The sequence below is a fragment of the Streptosporangium sp. NPDC048886 genome, from assembly GCF_055586905.1.
On the sequence record NZ_JBVJHH010000002.1, the window covers coordinates 86,475 to 103,684 of the forward strand.

The 17,210-nt window shown below is 72.1% G+C and carries 15 protein-coding genes; 9 read left to right on the forward strand and 6 right to left on the reverse strand.

The features are described 5' to 3' along the window. Positions 1 to 58 precede the first annotated feature (58 nt). Positions 59 to 979: a winged helix-turn-helix transcriptional regulator gene (locus tag ACZ6R6_RS02685; RefSeq protein ID WP_470089609.1), complete on the reverse strand. Its 921-nt coding sequence runs from the start codon at positions 977 to 979 to the stop codon at positions 59 to 61. A gap of 154 nt (positions 980 to 1,133) precedes the next feature. Between ACZ6R6_RS02685 and ACZ6R6_RS02690 the strand changes: the two genes are divergently transcribed. Beyond that, positions 1,134 to 2,606, forward strand: a complete 1,473-nt coding sequence (locus tag ACZ6R6_RS02690; protein WP_470089611.1) for a carotenoid oxygenase family protein — start codon at positions 1,134 to 1,136, stop codon at positions 2,604 to 2,606. A gap of 107 nt (positions 2,607 to 2,713) precedes the next feature. After that, positions 2,714 to 2,905: a hypothetical protein gene (locus tag ACZ6R6_RS02695; protein ID WP_306858732.1), complete on the forward strand. Its 192-nt coding sequence runs from the start codon at positions 2,714 to 2,716 to the stop codon at positions 2,903 to 2,905. A gap of 54 nt (positions 2,906 to 2,959) precedes the next feature. Here the strand turns inward: ACZ6R6_RS02695 and ACZ6R6_RS02700 are convergent, their stop codons facing one another. Both ACZ6R6_RS02700 and ACZ6R6_RS02705 read right to left on the reverse strand, forming a co-directional pair. Then, positions 2,960 to 3,277, reverse strand: coding sequence for a DUF3817 domain-containing protein (locus tag ACZ6R6_RS02700; protein ID WP_306858734.1), 318 nt, complete (start codon positions 3,275 to 3,277; stop codon positions 2,960 to 2,962). 43 nt (positions 3,278 to 3,320) lie between these two features. Then, on the reverse strand, positions 3,321 to 4,091 hold the full coding sequence (locus ACZ6R6_RS02705; RefSeq protein WP_470089613.1) for an SURF1 family protein: 771 nt from the start codon (positions 4,089 to 4,091) through the stop codon (positions 3,321 to 3,323). Positions 4,092 to 4,267: 176 nt separating this feature from the next. Here ACZ6R6_RS02705 and ACZ6R6_RS02710 point away from each other — a divergent pair, with 176 nt between their 5' ends. From ACZ6R6_RS02710 to ACZ6R6_RS02725, 4 genes are all read left to right on the forward strand, one after another. After that, on the forward strand, positions 4,268 to 4,435 hold the full coding sequence (locus ACZ6R6_RS02710; RefSeq protein ID WP_470089615.1) for a hypothetical protein: 168 nt from the start codon (positions 4,268 to 4,270) through the stop codon (positions 4,433 to 4,435). Between the two features lie 241 nt (positions 4,436 to 4,676). After that, positions 4,677 to 6,134, forward strand: coding sequence for a flavin-containing monooxygenase (locus ACZ6R6_RS02715; protein WP_470089616.1), 1,458 nt, complete (start codon positions 4,677 to 4,679; stop codon positions 6,132 to 6,134). A gap of 180 nt (positions 6,135 to 6,314) precedes the next feature. After that, on the forward strand, positions 6,315 to 7,556 hold the full coding sequence (locus tag ACZ6R6_RS02720) for an inorganic phosphate transporter (protein ID WP_470089618.1): 1,242 nt from the start codon (positions 6,315 to 6,317) through the stop codon (positions 7,554 to 7,556). A 198-nt stretch (positions 7,557 to 7,754) separates the two neighbouring features. Further along, on the forward strand, positions 7,755 to 8,996 hold the full coding sequence (locus tag ACZ6R6_RS02725) for a phosphotransferase family protein (protein ID WP_470089620.1): 1,242 nt from the start codon (positions 7,755 to 7,757) through the stop codon (positions 8,994 to 8,996). A gap of 153 nt (positions 8,997 to 9,149) precedes the next feature. Here ACZ6R6_RS02725 and ACZ6R6_RS02730 read toward each other — a convergent pair whose 3' ends face one another. After that, on the reverse strand, positions 9,150 to 10,898 hold the full coding sequence (locus ACZ6R6_RS02730; protein WP_470089622.1) for a gamma-glutamyltransferase family protein: 1,749 nt from the start codon (positions 10,896 to 10,898) through the stop codon (positions 9,150 to 9,152). 130 nt (positions 10,899 to 11,028) lie between these two features. Here ACZ6R6_RS02730 and ACZ6R6_RS02735 point away from each other — a divergent pair, with 130 nt between their 5' ends. From ACZ6R6_RS02735 to ACZ6R6_RS02745, 3 genes are all read left to right on the forward strand, one after another. Further along, on the forward strand, positions 11,029 to 12,150 hold the full coding sequence (locus ACZ6R6_RS02735) for a sensor histidine kinase (RefSeq protein ID WP_470089624.1): 1,122 nt from the start codon (positions 11,029 to 11,031) through the stop codon (positions 12,148 to 12,150). Continuing rightward, on the forward strand, positions 12,147 to 12,794 hold the full coding sequence (locus ACZ6R6_RS02740) for a response regulator transcription factor (RefSeq protein WP_470089625.1): 648 nt from the start codon (positions 12,147 to 12,149) through the stop codon (positions 12,792 to 12,794). The genes ACZ6R6_RS02735 and ACZ6R6_RS02740 overlap by 4 nt, the downstream gene beginning before the upstream one ends. Before the next feature lie 139 nt (positions 12,795 to 12,933). Further along, complete coding sequence (locus ACZ6R6_RS02745; protein WP_470089627.1) at positions 12,934 to 14,370, forward strand: tetratricopeptide repeat protein; 1,437 nt, start codon at positions 12,934 to 12,936, stop codon at positions 14,368 to 14,370. Positions 14,371 to 14,514: 144 nt separating this feature from the next. Here the strand turns inward: ACZ6R6_RS02745 and ald are convergent, their stop codons facing one another. Together ald and ACZ6R6_RS02755 are read right to left on the reverse strand one after the other, a co-directional pair. Then, positions 14,515 to 15,630 (reverse strand): alanine dehydrogenase, encoded by a 1,116-nt coding sequence (gene ald, locus ACZ6R6_RS02750; RefSeq protein WP_470089629.1) that lies wholly within the window; start codon positions 15,628 to 15,630, stop codon positions 14,515 to 14,517. 105 nt (positions 15,631 to 15,735) lie between these two features. Then, positions 15,736 to 17,130, reverse strand: coding sequence for an aspartate aminotransferase family protein (locus ACZ6R6_RS02755; protein ID WP_470089631.1), 1,395 nt, complete (start codon positions 17,128 to 17,130; stop codon positions 15,736 to 15,738). Between the last annotated feature and the right edge of the window lie 80 nt (positions 17,131 to 17,210).

Sequence of the window (17,210 nt, forward strand, 5' to 3'; positions counted from 1 at the left end):
ATGAGCGGGATGTCAGAAGCGGGCTCCGGCACGGCGGGCCCATGGCCGCCGCCTCCGTTCAGAGGTCCATGACGGAGCGGACCTCGCGGCGCCGGAGCGCCCGGCCGCAGGCCGCGCAGAGCAGGACCGGGTCGAGGGCGGCGCCGCAGGGAGTGTGGGTGATGGCCAGGGCCGAGCCCTCGGGGGCGGGGAACTCGCGCTGGGCCCAGTCGACCAGGAAGGCGAAGACCTCGAAGAAGGCCAGGCCCTTGTCGGTGAGCCGGTAGGAGCCGTCGGGCCGCGGGTCGAGGACTCCGAGCTCGACGAAGCGGCGCAGCCGGTCGGTGAGGACCGAGGGCGCGAGGCCGAGGCCGGACTGGAAGTCGACGAAGCGGCGGGTGCCGAGGAGGGCGGCGGCCAGGATCGCGGTGCTCCGGCGGTCTCCGAGGATCTCCATCGAGTCCGGGCAGTAGCCGATCAGGTCGGGTGCGGCGCCGGGGCGGACCGTGCGCCGGTGCTGGCGGGGCGGGCCGATCCGGGAGAAGGTGGCCAGCGGGCCGGGTTCGGTGCGGGTGTCGCGGGCGCTCATCGGCCGCAGGCACGCGCCGCACCCGAGGTACGGCTCGGCGGCGTGGCCGCACAGCTCGTGCCGGAGCGGCGGCAGCCGCCTGCGGTCCGCCCAGTCCCGCTCCCAGGAGTGGATGGCCACCAGCAGCGCCCACAGGGCCAGGCCCCGCTCCGTCAGCCGGTATTCGTGGCGCGTCCGCCCGTCCCGGTAGGCCGCCAGTTCGAAGATGCCGTGACCGACCAGTTCCTTGAGCCTGGCGGCGAGCACCGATTCGGAGATCCCCAGCGCGTCGCGCCATCCGGCGAAGGTCCGGATCCGCAGCAGGAACGCCCGCTGCAGGATGAGCAGCACCCAGCGGTCTCCCAGGATCGCCAGAGCCTGTCCGATCGCACTGAGCTCAGCTCGCGCCGTCTTCCGCTCAGCGCCGCCCACGATCCGTCCTCCGCTGCCCACTCGGATCCGCCGGCGAAGCATGCCGGACCGACCAACTCGATCTTGTGTTAGACAGTTTGGCCCACTCCATGACGGAATGACCCGGGCGGAACGGCCGTTGACGGGCTGACTTCTCCTATCGTAGCTTCCGGATATGGCGGAACCTGTGGTGGTCATCGACGAGTCCGGGGAGCCGAATCCATACCTTCTGGGGGTCTACGCCCCGGTCCAGGAGGAGATCACGGCCGAGAACCTCAAGGTCATCGGAGAGATCCCGAAGGACCTCAACGGCGTCTACCTGCGTAACGGGCCGAACGCGCGCTTCCCCGTGAAGGGGCGCTACCACTGGTTCGACGGCGACGGCATGGTGCACGCCGTGCACTTCGAGGACGGCAGGGCCCGATACCGCAACCGCTACGTGCGGACCAGGGCGTTCGAGGCGGAGTCGGCCGCCGGGAGGTCGCTGTGGACCGGCGTCATGGAGAACCCCAAGGGCAACCCGGCCGGCAACACCCGCGGGCTCAACCTCAAGGACTCGGCCAACACCGATCTGGTCTTCCACCGGGGCAGGGTCCTCGCGACCTGGTACCTGTGCGGCGCGCCGTACGGCATGGACCCCCTCAGCCTGGAGACGCTGGGCGTCGAGACCTTCCTCGACACCCTGACCGGCGACTTCATGGCGCACCCCAAGGTGGACGAGCGGACCGGGGAGCTGTTCTGGTTCGACTACGGGCCCCGCCGGCCCTACCTGCGCTACGGGGTGGTCGGCGCCGGCGGCCGGGTCGAGCACTGCGTGGAGCTGAACCTCCCCGGGGCGCGGCTGCCGCACGACATGGCGATCACCGCCGGCCACGCGGTCCTCATGGACCTGCCGCTCTATCAGGACATGGACGCCGCCCGGCAGGGCCGCTACAAGCTGACCTTCGACCGCGGACTGCCCGCCCGCTTCGGGATCATCCCCCGCCGCGGCCGGGCGGAGGAGATCCGCTGGTTCGAGGCCCGGCCCTGCTACATCTACCACGTCGTCAACGCGTGGGAGGAGGGCGAGGAGATCATCATGGACGTGTGCCGGGTGTCGCGGCCCGCGCCCGCCGGGAGCGGGAGCGCGCTGGCCCGGATGGTCTCCTACCTCAAGCTCGACGCCAGGATGTACCGCTACCGCTTCGACCTGCGCACCGGCCGGACCCACGAGGAGTACGTCGACCCCGACCACAACACCGAGTTCCCGTCGATCGACGTCCGCCGGACCGGCCACAGGTCGCGTTACGCCTACAACGTCTCGGTCAAGGACGCCGACACCAACCTCTTCGACGGTCTGGTCCGCTACGACAACGTGACCGGCGCCAAGGAGACCTACCACTACGGCGAGCACCGCTACGGCAGCGAGGCCCCGTTCGCCCCGCGCGAGGGCTCCACCGCCGAGGACGACGGCTATCTGGTCAGCTTCGTCGCCGACGAGCGCGAGGGCACCTCCGAGGTGCAGGTCCTGCACGCCGCCGACCTGGCCGCCGGACCGCTCGCCCGGATCGTCCTGCCCCGGCGCGTGCCGCTCGGCTTCCACGCCACCTGGGTGCGCGCGGACCAGCTGAGGGGCGGTGCCGCGACGCCCCCACCCCCGGCCGGATAATCACGATATATCTCGGATGGAACCATGGCGGCGGGTCCACACGTTGGACGGACGACGCAGAATGACACCAGGCGGGGCGCCGGCTCCGCGTTCGGAGGATGTTGACGATGTCGCCCGTCCAGAAATACGCGATCGGTGCCGGGATAGCCGTGGTCGTGGCCTGGCTGATCCTGCCCGGCTGGCTGACCCTGCTGGTCCTCCTGGGCGTCGTCGCCGCCCCGGTCGTGGGATACATGATGCTCGACCCGTCCCAGCGCGAGCGGCTCAAGCGGGCCCGCAGGCGCGGCCTGGGCCGCTGACCCGGCGGGAGCCCGCCCGGCCCGGAGCCCGCCGGGCGGGCTCCGGGCCGACGATCAGGCGGGGGCGGCCGCGAGCTCGGCCTCCACGCGCCGGGTGACCTTGCGCTCGAACACGAACGACAGCAGCGGCACGGTGCCCGCCAGCATCACGCCCACGACATACGGCCACGACCAGCGGGCCTTCATGCCGAGGTTCATCGCGGCCACCAGATAGAGCATGTAGAGGAAGCCGTGGATCGGAGAGACGACCTTCGACGGGCCCTCGATGTCGAAGCCGTATCTGAGCACGATGCACGTGACCAGGACAAGCAGCATCACGCCGACGACGTACGCCAGGATGCGGAAGGGCTTGAGGGCGGATTCCACGGTCATCTACCTCGGTCTTGGAGTTCGGACACTGAAACGATATGCGGCCTCAGGCGGCGGCCGGTTCGGGGCCGGGCTTCTGCTCCTGCTCCTGCTCCTGCTCCGCCGTACGGCCGCGCAGGATGTCGCGGACGAAGTGCCACCACATGAACACCGCGAACAGGCCGAAGATCCACCACTGGGCGGCGTAGGCGAGGTTCCGCCAGGTGAGGCCGCCGGCCTCGGTCGGCGGGGAGACGCTCACCGGCTTGGCCGCGACGGCCGGGGGTGGGGACTGCGTGGCGGCCACCACGAACCCGTCGCGCAGCTTCGCGCCCTGCCACAGGTTGACCAGCTCGGCCGACGAGACGGTCAGCACCTGCCCCTGCGGCAGCCGGCGGGTGCGGCGCTGCACGCTGTCGGTGGCCTCCGAGGGCTGCAGCCGCCCGGTGACGGTCACCCTGCCCTCGGGTACGGCGGCCGCCGGATCGTCGGCCCGGGGCACCCAGCCGCGCACGACGGGGATCGAGGTGCCGTCGCCGAGGTCGAGCGGGGCGAGCAGCCACAGCCCTCCGTCCCGTTCGGCCACCAGGAGCTGCCTGGACCGGTCGTAGGTCCCCTCCGCCGTCACCCGGCGGCTGACCGCCTCACTCGTCATGTGCCTGCCGGGCTGGGTGAGGGTGCCGACCGCCACCGGGGCGGGGTCCCGCGTCGCGTGGGGCTTGCCGGAGTCCTCGAAGACGCCGAGCTGCCAGCGGCCGAGCAGTCCGCACACGACAAGCGCTCCGATCGCGAGCAGGTGGAGCGCCAGCACGCGAGGAGAGAACAGGATCCGGAGCATGACACCACGCTATCCGCCCCGGTCGGCGGTCCTGCCCCCAGTACCGCGCCTCACCCGCGCCACAGGTCCCAGGCGTCTCGTGCCCCGCGCGCAGAGCAGGCCGAGGCGCTGTGGGCCCTCCGCGAAAGTGGCACAAATCGGCGCCGGGGAGCACTGTGTATCGCTAAAGTCGTCCCATGTCTGAACCCCAGATCGACCCGGCCGGCAACACCCAGCAGTTCCGCGCGTTCGCCCAGCGGAGCGAGCCCGAGGCCGCACCCCAGAAGCGGTCGCTGGCCGTGCCGGTCGCCGTGGCGGTCGCCGTGCTGGTGATCGCCGCCATAGCCGTATACCTGATCCTCTAAGGACCGGACGACCGACAGCGCCGACGGCACCGCCCTCGGCGCTTTTCGCGTTCCCTGGAGATTTCTCATACCGACCAGTCGGTGTGAGGCGGTTCACCCGCCCGGGGTGTGGACGGCGTGACGATCCGCCGATTACATTAGACGGCGAGTCCAATAAACGGAACGCCCTCGCCGCCGGCCGGGCCGCACGTCAGGAGGCTCCACGCCCATGCGCCGTCAGGAGACTCAGCAGGGAGACCGTATGAGCACGCACCCCGGGATAACGATCATCGGTTCCGGCTTCGCCGGGCTGGGCATGGCGATCAAGCTGAAGGAAGCCGGCTACCACGACTTCGTGATCCTGGAGAAGGCGGCCGACATCGGCGGCACCTGGCGGGACAACACCTACCCCGGCTGCGCCTGCGACGTCCCCTCGCACATGTACTCCTTCTCCTTCGAGCTCAACCCCAACTGGTCGCGCATGTTCTCCCCGCAGACCGAGATCTGGGACTACCTGCGGGCCTGCGTCGCCAAGTACGGCCTGGCACCGCACCTCCGGTCCGGCAAGGAGGTCGTCGGGCTGGAGTACGACGACGGCGCCAACCACTGGCGGGTCAGCACCGGCGACGGCGAGACCTTCACCACCAACGCGGTGGTCTCGGGGATCGGCGCGCTGCACGTGCCCTCGCTCCCGGAGATCCCGGGCCGCGAGAGCTTCCGGGGCCCCTCCTTCCACTCGGCCGAGTGGGACCACTCGGTGGACCTGACCGGCAAGCGGGTCGCGGTGATCGGCACCGGCGCCTCGGCCGTCCAGTTCGTGCCGCAGATCGCCGGGCAGGTCTCCCGGCTCCACCTGTTCCAGCGGACGCCCCCGTGGATCCACCCCAAACCCGACTTCCCCCTCTCGCCCCGGATGAAGAGGGCGCTCGCCCTGCCCGGCGCCGCGCGGGCGCTGCGCAACTCGATCTACTGGGCGCTGGAGACCCGCGCGCTCGGCTTCACCGTCGACCCGCGCCTGATGAAGGCGCACCGGACGATGGCCCTGCGCCACCTGGCCAGGCAGGTCCCCGATCCGGGACTGCGGGCCAAGCTGACCCCCGACTACACGATCGGCTGCAAGCGCATCCTCATCTCCAACGACTACTATCCCGCCCTGAGCAGGGAGAACGTCGAAGTGATCACCGACGGCACGGCCGAGATCCGGGAGAACTCGATCATCGACTCCACCGGCCGGGAGATCGAGGTGGACGTGATCGTCTACGGCACCGGATTCAAGGTCACCGACGCGCTGAACGAGCAGCGGATCATCGGCAGGGCGGGCCGGAAGATCCAGGAAGCCTGGCAGGACGGCATCGAGGCCTACTACGGGATCACCACCGCCGGGTTCCCGAACCTGTTCTTCCTGCTCGGCCCCAACACCGGCCTGGGCCACAACTCGGTCGTCTTCATGATCGAATCCCAGGTCCGCTACGTGATCGACTGCCTGCGCCTGCTGTCGAGGAGCGGGGCCAGGGCCCTGGACGTCCGGCCCGAGGTCCAGCGCGAGTTCAACGACCGCCTCCAGGACCGCCTGCACGAGCTGGTCTGGAACGAGGGCGGCTGCAGGAGCTGGTATCTGGACGAGCACGGCGTGAACCGGACGGTCTGGCCGGGCTTCACCTTCGAATACTGGGCGCGCACCCGGAAGGTCAGGCCCGCGGCCTACGAGCTGATCCACTGAACCGCCGGACGGCACCGGTCACGGTCTCCGCCACCCGCGCGGCCCACGACCAGGAGCACGCCGGGACGGCCGGCTGCCGGCCCTCGGGGACCCGTCCCCACGCCCGCGCCGTCACCAGGAGTTCTGAATTTTTACGGAAAGGATGGATTATCGATCGCCGGAGGCGATCAGGGGCACCTTATGGATGTGGGCCCGCTGCTGCTGGCCGTCGTGGTCACGACGGCGCTGGTCTTCGCCTTCACCAACGGCTTCCACGACACCGCCAACGCGATGGCGACGTCCATCGCGACCAGGGCGCTGCAGCCCCATCTGGCCGTCGCACTGTCGGCCGTACTGAACTTCGTGGGGGCCCTGCTGTCGCTGAAGGTGGCGGCGACGATCGCCGAGCGGATCGTGTCCAGTGACGCGATCACGATGACGGTCGTCTTCGCCGGCCTGGCAGGCGGGCTGGTGTGGAACCTGGTGACCTGGTATCTCGGTCTGCCGTCGAGCTCCTCCCACGCCCTCATCGGCGGGGTGGTGGGGGCGACGCTCGTCTCGGCGGGCTCCTCCGCGGTCCACAGCGCCGGGATCGTCTCGGAGATCCTCGTCCCGGCGGTCCTCTCACCGCTGGCGGCCATACTCACGGCGGCCGTCGGCACCTACCTCGTCCACCGGACCACCAGGAAGGTGCCGCCGCGTATCCGCAGCCGGGGGTTCCGGATCGGGCAGGTCGGCTCGGCGTCACTGGTGTCGCTGGCCCACGGCACCAACGACGCCCAGAACGCCATGGGCGTCATCATGCTCGCGCTGCTCGCCGACGGCGCGATCGGCGACGGCGCCACCGTGCCGACATGGGTGATCTTGAGCAGCGCGACCGCGATGGCCCTGGGGACCTACGTCGGCGGGTGGCGGATCATCCGGACCGTGGGCAAGGGGCTGACCGACATCAACAGCCCGCAGGGGTTCGCCGCCGAGGCGTCCTCGGCCGCGATGATCCTCGCCGCGTCGAACTTCGGGTTCCCGCTGTCGACCACCCACGTGTGCTGCGGCTCGATCCTGGGTTCGGGGGTGGGCCGGCGGGTCGCCAGGGTCCGGTGGGGTACGGCGGCCCGGATAGCCGCGGTCTGGCTGCTCACCCTGCCGGTGTCCGCCCTGGTGGGGGCGGTCGCCTGGAAGGGGGCCGAGGCTATCGGGGGTTTCCCGGGCGTCGCGGTGATGTTCCTGGTGGTGATGGCCTTCGCCCTGGAGATCTACGTGGCCGCGGACATACGGCCGGTCAACGCCTCCAACGTCAACGCCACCTGGACCGAAGACGGGACGCCCCCGGCCTGCCTCAAGGAGCCCACACCGGACGAGCGGGCGCAGGAGTGGGCGCAGGAGTGGGCGCAGAAGCAGGCGGCCGCCGAGGAGGAGGCGGCGCGGAAGGAGCCGACCAGCTGAACGGCCCGGGCACGCCCCGGAGAACCGCCCGCCACCCCGGCCGGCAGACTGGCCTGACGGATCAGACAGTACGGCCGGCACGCCCGAAAACCGCTCGCCCCCCGCCACCCCGGCCTGATGGATCAGACGGCGGACCGTACGGCCGGCACGCCTGGAAAACCGCTCGCCGCCCGCCACCCCGGCCAGCAGACTGGCCTGATGGATCAGATGGCGGGCCGTACGGTCAGCGCGCTGGTGACCGTGGACGGCCGGCGGCTCGGGGCCGTCGGCCCGTTCCCGGTGGACACTCCCTGGTGGGCCGATGTCGGGCCGGTCGTCTCGCACCTGGAGCCGGCACTCGGTGTGCCGGTGGCGGTGCTGCGCCTGCTCACCGTCGACGGCGGCGAGGGCGCCCGGGACGGGCACGTGACCTACCATGTCGAGGCGCTGCGACACCCCGACCGCGAGCTGCCGTCCCCCTGGCCCGCCGGCTCCGGCGACCTGGTGGGCCCGGCCGCGCGACGGGCCGGCTGGGCCACCGCCTCGGGCGTGCGGGAGGCGCTGGAGTGGGCGGACTCCGCGCTCCGCGCCTCGGGCCGGCCGCCGAGCGGGCCGGCCGGACAGGTGAAGACGTGGAACCTGTCCGGGCTGTTCCGGATCCCGACCGCGCGGGGCCCGGTCTGGCTCAAGACCACCCCCGGGTTCGCGGCCTGCGAGGCGAGCGTCATCGGGGCGTTCGCCCGGGTGGCCCCGGGGTCCGTGCCGGCCGTGGTGGCCGCGGATCCGGCGCGCCGCAGGGTGCTGCTGGACCACGTTCCCGGTGTGGACTGCTGGGACGCCCCCGAAGACGTCGTCCGCGACGCGGTGCACCGGCTGGTCACCGCGCAGGCGGCGATCGCGGAACGGGCGGAGGGCGTCCCGGCCGGGCTGCCCGACCGTACGCCGCGGGTCCTGGCCGGCATGGTCGACGAGCTGCTCGACGGCGAGGCGGCCGCGGAGCTGAGCCCCGGCGAGCTGTCCTCGGCCCGGCGGCTGGCCGGACGGCTGCCGGCGCTGATCGCCTCGCTGGAGGCGTGCGGCCTGCCGCACACCGTGGTGCACGGCGACTTCCATCCCGGCAACGTGAGATCCGACGGGCGGCGCGCGGTCATGGTGGACTTCGCCGACAGCCATTTCGGGCACCCCGTCCTGGACGGCCTGCGGATGCGTGACTTCACTCCCGGCGGAGAGCGGGCGGCGTGGGTGGCCCGCTTCTGGGCCGAGGCGTGGTCGGCCCGCGTCCCCGGCTCCGACCCGGCCCGCGCGCTCGCCCTCGCCGGCCCGCTCGCGCACCTGTCGCACGCCGTGCGGTATCAGGAGTTCCTCGACAACATCGAGTCCAGCGAACGGCCCTATCACGCGGGCGATCCCGCCCGGGAGATCCGCGCCGCCCTGGAGTGCGCCGGCCCGGCCGGCCTCTGACGGGCCCGCGGCGGGCCGGTCCCGCCCGCCGCGGGCGCACGGGCCCCGCCCGCCGCGATCACGGCGGGAAGGCCTGCCGGTGCTCGCCCACCGCCGCGATCACGGGAGGAAGGGGCCCGAGGCCCGCCCACCGCCGCGACCACGCGAGGAGGGCTACCGGCGCCCGCTCACCACCAGGGCGCTGCCGCCGCCCCTGCGGGTGGGCTCGGCGACGGCCTGGAGCCTCCCATGGCGGAGGAACTCGACGGCGGTGGCCGCGCCGATCTCGGGATTCAGCACGAGACTGTGTCCCTTGGCGGCGAGCTCGGCGCCGTAGCGGTCGATGAATCCCTGCTCGGCCTGGGTCTGGGCGGTGTTGCGCTGGGTGGCCCGGGGGGCGGCCAGCGCGTCCGGCAGCGACATGCCGAGGTCCCACCGGTTGACCAGGATCTGCAGCACGGTGGTGATGATCGTGGAGCCGCCCGGCGAGCCCAGCGCGAGCAGCGGCCGGTCCCCGGCCAGGACGATCGTCGGGGCCATCGAGGAGCGGGGGCGCTTGCCGGGCCCGGGCAGGTTGGGGTCGCCCGGGGCCGGGCCGAAGGTGAAGTCGGTCAGCTCGTTGTTGAGCAGGAAGCCCCGGCCGGGGACGACGATGCCGTTGCCGCCGGTGGACTCGATGGTGATGTTGTAGGCGACCACGTCGCCCCAGCGGTCGGTCACGACCAGGTGGGTGGTCTCCGGTCCCTCGGCGGGCGTCTGCGCGGACTGCGCCGGGGTCGCGGCCGCGCACGGCCCGTAGGCGCCGTCGGGCTCTCCCGCCGGGGCCGGATGGGCCATCGCCCGCTCGCCGACCAGGCAGGCACGCTCCTTGGCGAACCCGTCGGACAGCAGCTCCTTCAGCGGCACGCCCGGGATGTCGCCGACATACTTGCCACGGTCGGCGAACGACAGCCGCGAAGCCTCCAGATACTCGTGCACGCCGACCTCGGGGAGGGCCTCCAGGATGTTGAGCGCCTCACCGACCGTCGAACCGCCCGAGGACGGGGGCGCCATGCCGTACACGTCCATGCCCTTGTAGGTCATCTTCGTGGGCGGCCGTTCGAGCGCCCGGTAGGCCCGCAGGTCCGACAGCTCCATCAGGCCGGGCCGCACGTTGCGGGTGGCGCCGGGCGTGACCGGCGGCCGCTTCACCGTGGCCACGATCTCCGAGCCGAGCCGCCCGCCGTACAGCCAGCCGCCGCCCTCCCTGCCGAGCCGGCGGTAGGTGTCGGCGAGCTCGGGGTTGCGGAAGGTGGTGCCGACCGCCGGCGGGGCGCCGCCGGGGAGGTAGAGCTTGGCGGTGGAGGTGAAGTCCTTGAACCGGGCCGCGTTGGCGGCGGTCTGGTCGTGGAAGGTCTGGTCGACGGTGAACCCCTCGGAGGCGACCCTGATCGCGGGTCGGAGCGCCTGCCCGAGCGAGAGCGTGCCGAAACGGCGCAGGGCCAGCTCCCACTGGGCCACGCTGCCCGGCACCCCGGCCGACAGCCCGCTGGTGACCGCCTCGTCGAACGCGACGCCCTCCAGGGAGGAGGCGGTCATCGCCTGGGGCGCCGTCTCCCGGCCGTCGATCGTGTGGACCTTCCTGTGCCGGGCGTCGTAGTAGAGGAGGAACCCGCCCCCGGCCAGCCCGGCCGAGTAGGGTTCGGTCACGCCCAGCGTGGCCGCCGCCGCGACCGCCGCGTCGACCGCGTTGCCGCCCCGGCCCAGCACCTCCAGCGCGGCCCTGCTCGCGTCCAGGTCGACGGTCGAGACCGCTCCGCCGTATCCCTCGGCGACGGGCTCCTTCTTCACCGGCGGCGGAGACGCCGCCACCGGCTGCGCGTACAGGATGGAACCACCGGCCAGGATCCCGGCGAGCGGCACGGCTAAACGGCGAGCGATCATGATGGCCTCCCACAGACAGCTTGTCTCAGCTCGCCTGCCCTGTCAGCCCCTCCGCTACCACCGGTGACGTAGTGCCCGCTGCCCCGCAGGGCGGATGTGCCGCTCGGCGGGCGGACATAGGGTTCTGGACGTGCGCGCCAAACTCCGCTGGGTCGACCCGATGCTCCCGCTGTTCATGGCGGTCCTTCAGGTCACGACGACCTGGGGCGCCCAGTGGAACCAGCCCGAGCGCGTCCGGGTGGACGCGTTCGGCGTCGCGCTGCTGGTGGCCGGGCCGCTCGCGCTGGCCGTACGGCGCCGCCACCCGGTGCTCACCATGGTCGCCACCCTGGCCGCGACCTTCCTGTTCATCGGCCGGGGCCACGCCTACGGCCCGATCTTCTTCAGCCCGGTCATCGCGTTCTACAACGCCGTCGTCCTCGGCCACCGGCGCGTCGTCTGGGCGTTCTCGGCCGCGGCCTACGTGTTCTTCGTCGTCTACACGACCTGGCTGGCCCCCGTCCCCAGCCCCGGCCTGTGGCACATGTTCGCGATAGCGGCGGTCATCGGGGTCGTCCTGGCGCTGGGCGAGTTCGTCCGGGCCAGGAGGGAGCGGCTGGCCGAGCACGAGCGGGTGGTGCAGGAGGAGGCCCGGCGGCAGGCCAGCGACGAGCGGCTGACCATGGCCCAGGAGCTGCACGACGTGCTCGCGCACAACATCTCCCTCATCCACGTCCAGGCCTCCACCGCGCTGCACCTGATCGACGACCAGCCCGAGCAGGCCCGCACCGCGCTCACCACGATCAAACAGGCCTCCAAGGACGTGCTGACCGAGATGCGCTCGGTGCTCAGCGTGCTCCGCGACGGCGCGCCCCGCTCCCCCACGGCCGGGATGGAGCGGCTGGAGGAGCTCATCGAGCGCACCGGGCTGCCGGCCACCCGGCACGTCACCGGCCAGGTCAGGGCGTTGCCGCCGGGAGTGGACCGGGCCGGCTACCGCATCGTCCAGGAGGCGCTGACCAACGTCACGCGGCACGCGCCGGGCTCCACGGCCGCCGTCCTGCTGGAGTACGGCCCCCGCGAGCTGCTGATCCGGGTCACCGACTCCGGCGGCGGGCCCCCCGGAGAGAGTCTGGGCGGCGGGAACGGCATCCCCGGCATGCGGGAGCGGGCGGCCGCCCTCGGCGGCTCGCTGACCGCCGGGCGTCATGGACAGGGCTTCCGCGTCGAGGCGCGGCTGCCGATCCCGGAGATCCCGGAGGGACAGGAATGATCAAGATCGTCCTCGCCGACGACCAGGCCCTGGTCAGGGCCGGGTTCCGGGCCCTGCTCGACGCGCAGCCGGGGATGACCGTGGTGGCCGAGGCCGCCGACGGCGCCCAGGCCGTACGGCTGGCCACCGAGCACGAGCCGGACGTGGTGCTGATGGACATCCGGATGCCGGGCATGGACGGCCTGACCGCCACCCGGGAGATGCCCCCGGGGCCGAAGATCATCATTCTGACGACCTTCGAGCTCGACGAATACCTCTTCGAGGCGCTCCGCAACGGCGCCAGCGGCTTCCTGGTCAAGGACACCGAGCCGGCCGAGCTGATCCAGGCCGTCCGCGTCGTCGCCGACGGCGACGCCCTGCTCTCCCCCGGCGTCACGCGCCGCCTGATCTCCGAGTACGCCAGCCGCGCCAAGCGGCCCCACCCCTCCCAGGACCTGAACCTGCTCACCGACCGCGAGCGGGAGGTCCTGACGCTGGTCGGCACGGGCATGACCAACGACGAGATCGCCGCGAAGCTCTTCATGAGCCCGGCCACCGCCAAGACCCACGTCAGCCGCACCATGATGAAACTGCACGCCCGCGACCGCGCCCAGCTCGTCGTCATCGCCTACGAGTCTGGGCTGGTCCGCCCCGGCTGGGTCTGACACGCCCGCGCCACTCCGAGCGGACGCCGGCGCTGAGGGGCGGGGGTGGGTGAGCGCGCGAGGACAGGCAAGTCCGTGATTACGCTCCGCAATCGCACCGTCACGTGTCACCCTGTGCATTGTCAACGAGGAGGACGACATGGGGTGGTGGCAGGGGGGCCGGCAGTCGCCTGATGACTCGCCACCCGCCCTCCAGCACGCCGGGCACGGCGCCGACGGCGAGGCCGAGCTGCTGCTGGCCGCGCACGGCGGCGACGCGCAGGCCGCGCACCTGCTCGGCCGCCACTTCACGCAGCGGGGCGACCGTTCGGCGGCGCGGCACTGGTGGGAGCGGGCGGCGGCCGGGGGCAACATGGACAGCGCCTACAACCTGGGTGTCTGGCACGAGAAGCACGGCAGCCTGGCGGAGGCCGTGAGGTGGTACGGACTGGCCGCGGCCACCGGCGACGCCGAGGCCGCGGCCAACCTGGCGACGCTCCTGCTCGAGCAGCGTGGCGACGTGCCCGCCGCGCGGCGGTGGTTCGAGACGGCCGCCCGGGCGGGCTCCCGCCCGGCCGCCCGGCGGCTCGCGCTGATCTGCGAGGACGGCGGCGAGACGGAGGCCGCCGCCGAGTGGCACCGGCGGGCCGCGCTGGCGGGCGACCTGGCCTCCGCGCACGACCTGGGACTGCTGGCCTACGCGTTCGGCCAGGACGACGAGACGCTGCGCTGGTGGGAGCTCGCCGCTCGGGGCGGCCACGCCGACGCGGCCTACCACCTGGGGCTGTTCCTGCGGGCCAACCAGGACCCGGAGGGCGCCGAGGCGTTCTACCGGCTGGCCGCGGGGGCCGAGCACCCCGGGGCCGCCTCGCAGCTCGGCGGGATCGCGCTGTCCCGGGGGGACCTGCGCACCGCCCGCGCCTGGTTCGAGCGGGCCGCCCACGCCGGGCGGATCGACGACCAGCGGACCGCCGGGTTCGTGTGCGTGGAGCTGAGCGACCCGCGGGCGGCCAGCCACTGGTTCGGCAGGGCGGCGGCCGGCGGGGATCCGGAGGCCGCCTTCAACTACGGCCTGCTGCTCATCGCCGAGCACGACGACCTGCGGGGCGGCCAGCACTGGTTCCGCCGGGCGGCGCTGGCCGGGCACCCCCGGGCGGCGGCCGAGCTCGCCTCGCTGCTGTCGGCGACCGGTGCCGCCGGTGAGGACGAGCGATGGCTGTCGGACCCGGCGCCTCCGATCTGGGATCGGGCCGCCGAGCCCGAACTCGTCGCCCGCGCGGAGCTGGCCGCCGCCGCCGCGGCCCGGAGCGGCTCCCCGCTGCGGGTCGGCGACCTGACGGAGATCCTCGGCACCTGGGATCTGGTCACCCGGCCGCTGCTCGACCACGCCGACGTCACGGCCTGGCTGACCGGGCAGAGCGGCCTGCGTCCGGGGGCGGTCGAGCACCTGGCCTCGGTCCGGGCCACGCTGCTACGTCCCGGCAGCGCCCCCTGGCCGACCGCCACCGAGGTCGAGCACGTCCTGGCCACCGCCCGCGACCTGCGGACCCGGCTGGGGCCGCGGCCCCAGGACCCGAGAGCGCGGCGAGAGCGATGACCGCGGCGGGTCCCCGGACCGCGTGAGAGCGGGCCTGCCCGCTCCGCGAGACCACCGGGAAAGCAGCGACCCCATGACCACAGATGTGATCATGGGGTCGCCCGCCGACCGGGCGGAGGACGGGAGTGCGCCCGCGGACCGGGTCTAGGCGGCGATGACCCGGGAGACCGGCACGGACGGCAGGTCGAGGGCGAGCCCGACCTGATCGTTGGTGAGCTCACCCGCGTGGGTGTTGAGGCCCAGCGCGAGGGCGGGGTCCTGCTGGAGCGCCGACTTCCAGCCCAGGCCGGCCAGCTTGACCGCGTAGGGCAGCGTCGCGTTGGTCAGCGCGTAGGTGGAGGTGTTGGCCACCGAGCCCGGCATGTTGGCCACGCAGTAGAAGATCGAGTTGTGGACCTGGTAGGTCGGCTCGGCGTGCGTGGTCGGCCGGGAGTCCTCGAAGCAGCCGCCCTGGTCGATGGCGATGTCGACGAGCACGGAGCCCGGCTTCATACGGGAGACCAGGTCGTTGGAGACGAGGGTCGGGGCCTTGGCGCCCGGGATCAGCACCGCGCCGATGACCAGGTCGGCCTCCAGGACCTCCTTCTCGATCGCGTAGGAGGTCGAGACGAGGGTCTTCAGACGGCCCTGGTAGACGGCGTCGATGAAGCGCAGGCGGTCGACGTTGAGGTCGAGGACCGTGACGTCGGCGCCCATGCCGACTGCGATCTGCGCCGCGTTGAGGCCGGAGACGCCGCCGCCGATGACGACGACCTTGGCCGGGGCCACGCCGGGCACGCCGCCGGGCAGCACGCCGCGGCCGCCGTTGAAGCGCATCAGGTTGTAGGCGCCGACCTGGGGGGCCAGGCGGCCCGCGACCTCCGACATCGGGGCCAGCAGCGGCAGGGTGTTGCCGACCTGGACGGTCTCGTAGGCGATGCCGGTGACCTGCTGCTTGAGCAGGGCGTCGGCGCACTCACGGCCGGCGGCCAGGTGCAGGTAGGTGAAGAGCACCTGCCCGGCGCGCATGCGGTGGTACTCCTCCGCGATCGGCTCCTTCACCTTGAGGATCATGTCGGCCTCGCCCCACACCTCGTCGGCGGTGTCGAGGATCTTGGCGCCGGCGAAGAGGTAGTCCTCGTCGGGGAGGTGTGAGCCGAGGCCAGCGCCGCGCTGGACGTAGACGTCGTGGCCGTGACGGACCAGCTCGTGCACGCCTGCAGGGGTGGCGGCGACACGATACTCGTGGTTCTTGACCTCGGCGGGCACGCCGATCTTCATCAGGGTTCCTTTCGGAGTTTCAACGGGTGGCGAAGCACGGGTCGAACGGGCTCGGACATGGGCGGGCCGTGCACGGCTCCAGACGGGCCGTGCACGGCGGCGCGCTCACAGCCGGGACCAGGCCTCCGTCAGCACGGAGCGGAGAATCGACTCGATCTCGTCGAACTCCTTGGGGCCGCAGATCAGCGGCGGGGCGAGCTGGATCACGGGGTCTCCGCGGTCGTCGGCGCGGCAGTACAGGCCCGCGTCATAGAGGGCCTTGGACAGGAAGCCGCGCAGCAGACGCTCGGACTCGTCCGCGTTGAAGGTCTCCTTAGTCGCCTTGTCCTTGACGAGCTCGATGCCCCAGAAGAAGCCGGAGCCGCGCACGTCGCCGACGATCGGCAGGTCGCGGAGCCGCTCAAGGGTGGAGCGGAAGACCGGCTCGTTGCGGGTCACGTGGCCGAGCAGGTCCTCGCGCTCGAACAGGTCGAGGTTGGCCAGGGCGACCGCGGCGGAGACGGGGTGGCCGCCGAAGGTGTAGCCGTGGGCGAACATCTCGGTGCCGTCGCTGAACGGCTCGAACAGCCGGTCCGAGGCGATCATGGCGCCGATCGGCGAGTAACCGCTGGTCATGCCCTTGGCGCAGGTGATGATGTCGGGGACGTAGTCGAACTTCTGCCCGCCGAACATGGTGCCGAGGCGGCCGAAGGCGCAGATGACCTCGTCGGAGACGAGCAGGACGTCATACTCGTCGCAGATCTCGCGCAGGCGCTGGAAGTAACCGGGCGGCGGCGGGAAGCAGCCGCCGGCGTTCTGCACCGGCTCGACGAAGACGGCGGCCACGGTGTCCGGGCCCTCCATCTCGATGGCCCGGGCGACGCGCTCGGCGGCCCAGTAGCCGTACTGCTCCGGGGTCATGCCGGCGACGCCGGTGATCTCGTCGGCGCGGTAGTGGTTGGTGTTCGGCACCCGGACCGAACCCGGGACCAGCGGCTCGAACATCTGCTTGAAGGCCGGGATGCCGGTGATCGACAGGGCGCCCTGCGGGGTGCCGTGGTAGGCGATCTGGCGGCTGATGACCTTGTGCTTGAGCGGCTTGCCGGTCAGCTTGAAGTACTGCTTGGCGAGCTTCCACGCGCTCTCGACGGCTTCGCCGCCACCGGTGGTGAAGAAGACCCGGTTGAGGTCCCCGGGGGTCTCGGCGGCCAGGCGCTGGGCCAGCTCGACGGCCTTGGGGTGCGCGTAGGACCAGAGCGGGAAGAACGCCAGCTCCTGGGCCTGCTTGGCGGCGGCCTCGGCCAGCTCGCTGCGGCCGTGCCCCGCCTGGACCACGAACAGGCCGGCGAGACCGTCAAGGTAGCGCTTGCCGTGCACGTCGTAGACGTATGCGCCCTCACCACGCACGATCATCGGGACTTCGACGCTCCTGTCGGAGCTGTGCCGACTGAAGTGCATCCACAGGTTGTCCTGCGCGGCCCGCATGAGCGAGGCCACGTCGGTGTTTTCAGGGTGGGTCATGGCTATCTTCCCTCGGTGGTCTGAGCTCCCCCCAGTCTGCATGCCCGGAGAACGTCTTGCCAAGTGAAAACGTGGCAATA

Bases quoted from the DNA above. Each gene is read 5' to 3' on its own strand.
- ACZ6R6_RS02690 (WP_470089611.1), top strand. From the start codon at position 1,134: ATGGCGGAACCTGTGGTGGTCATCGACGAGTCCGGGGAGCCGAATCCA.
- ACZ6R6_RS02695 (WP_306858732.1), top strand. From the start codon at position 2,714: ATGTCGCCCGTCCAGAAATACGCGATCGGTGCCGGGATAGCCGTGGTC.
- ACZ6R6_RS02700 (WP_306858734.1), bottom strand. From the start codon at position 3,277: ATGACCGTGGAATCCGCCCTCAAGCCCTTCCGCATCCTGGCGTACGTC.
- ACZ6R6_RS02705 (WP_470089613.1), bottom strand. From the start codon at position 4,091: ATGCTCCGGATCCTGTTCTCTCCTCGCGTGCTGGCGCTCCACCTGCTC.
- ACZ6R6_RS02710 (WP_470089615.1), top strand. From the start codon at position 4,268: ATGTCTGAACCCCAGATCGACCCGGCCGGCAACACCCAGCAGTTCCGC.
- ACZ6R6_RS02715 (WP_470089616.1), top strand. From the start codon at position 4,677: ATGAGCACGCACCCCGGGATAACGATCATCGGTTCCGGCTTCGCCGGG.
- ACZ6R6_RS02720 (WP_470089618.1), top strand. From the start codon at position 6,315: ATGGATGTGGGCCCGCTGCTGCTGGCCGTCGTGGTCACGACGGCGCTG.
- ACZ6R6_RS02725 (WP_470089620.1), top strand. From the start codon at position 7,755: ATGGATCAGATGGCGGGCCGTACGGTCAGCGCGCTGGTGACCGTGGAC.
- ACZ6R6_RS02730 (WP_470089622.1), bottom strand. From the start codon at position 10,898: ATGATCGCTCGCCGTTTAGCCGTGCCGCTCGCCGGGATCCTGGCCGGT.
- ACZ6R6_RS02740 (WP_470089625.1), top strand. From the start codon at position 12,147: ATGATCAAGATCGTCCTCGCCGACGACCAGGCCCTGGTCAGGGCCGGG.
- ACZ6R6_RS02745 (WP_470089627.1), top strand. From the start codon at position 12,934: ATGGGGTGGTGGCAGGGGGGCCGGCAGTCGCCTGATGACTCGCCACCC.
- ald (WP_470089629.1), bottom strand. From the start codon at position 15,630: ATGAAGATCGGCGTGCCCGCCGAGGTCAAGAACCACGAGTATCGTGTC.
- ACZ6R6_RS02755 (WP_470089631.1), bottom strand. From the start codon at position 17,130: ATGACCCACCCTGAAAACACCGACGTGGCCTCGCTCATGCGGGCCGCG.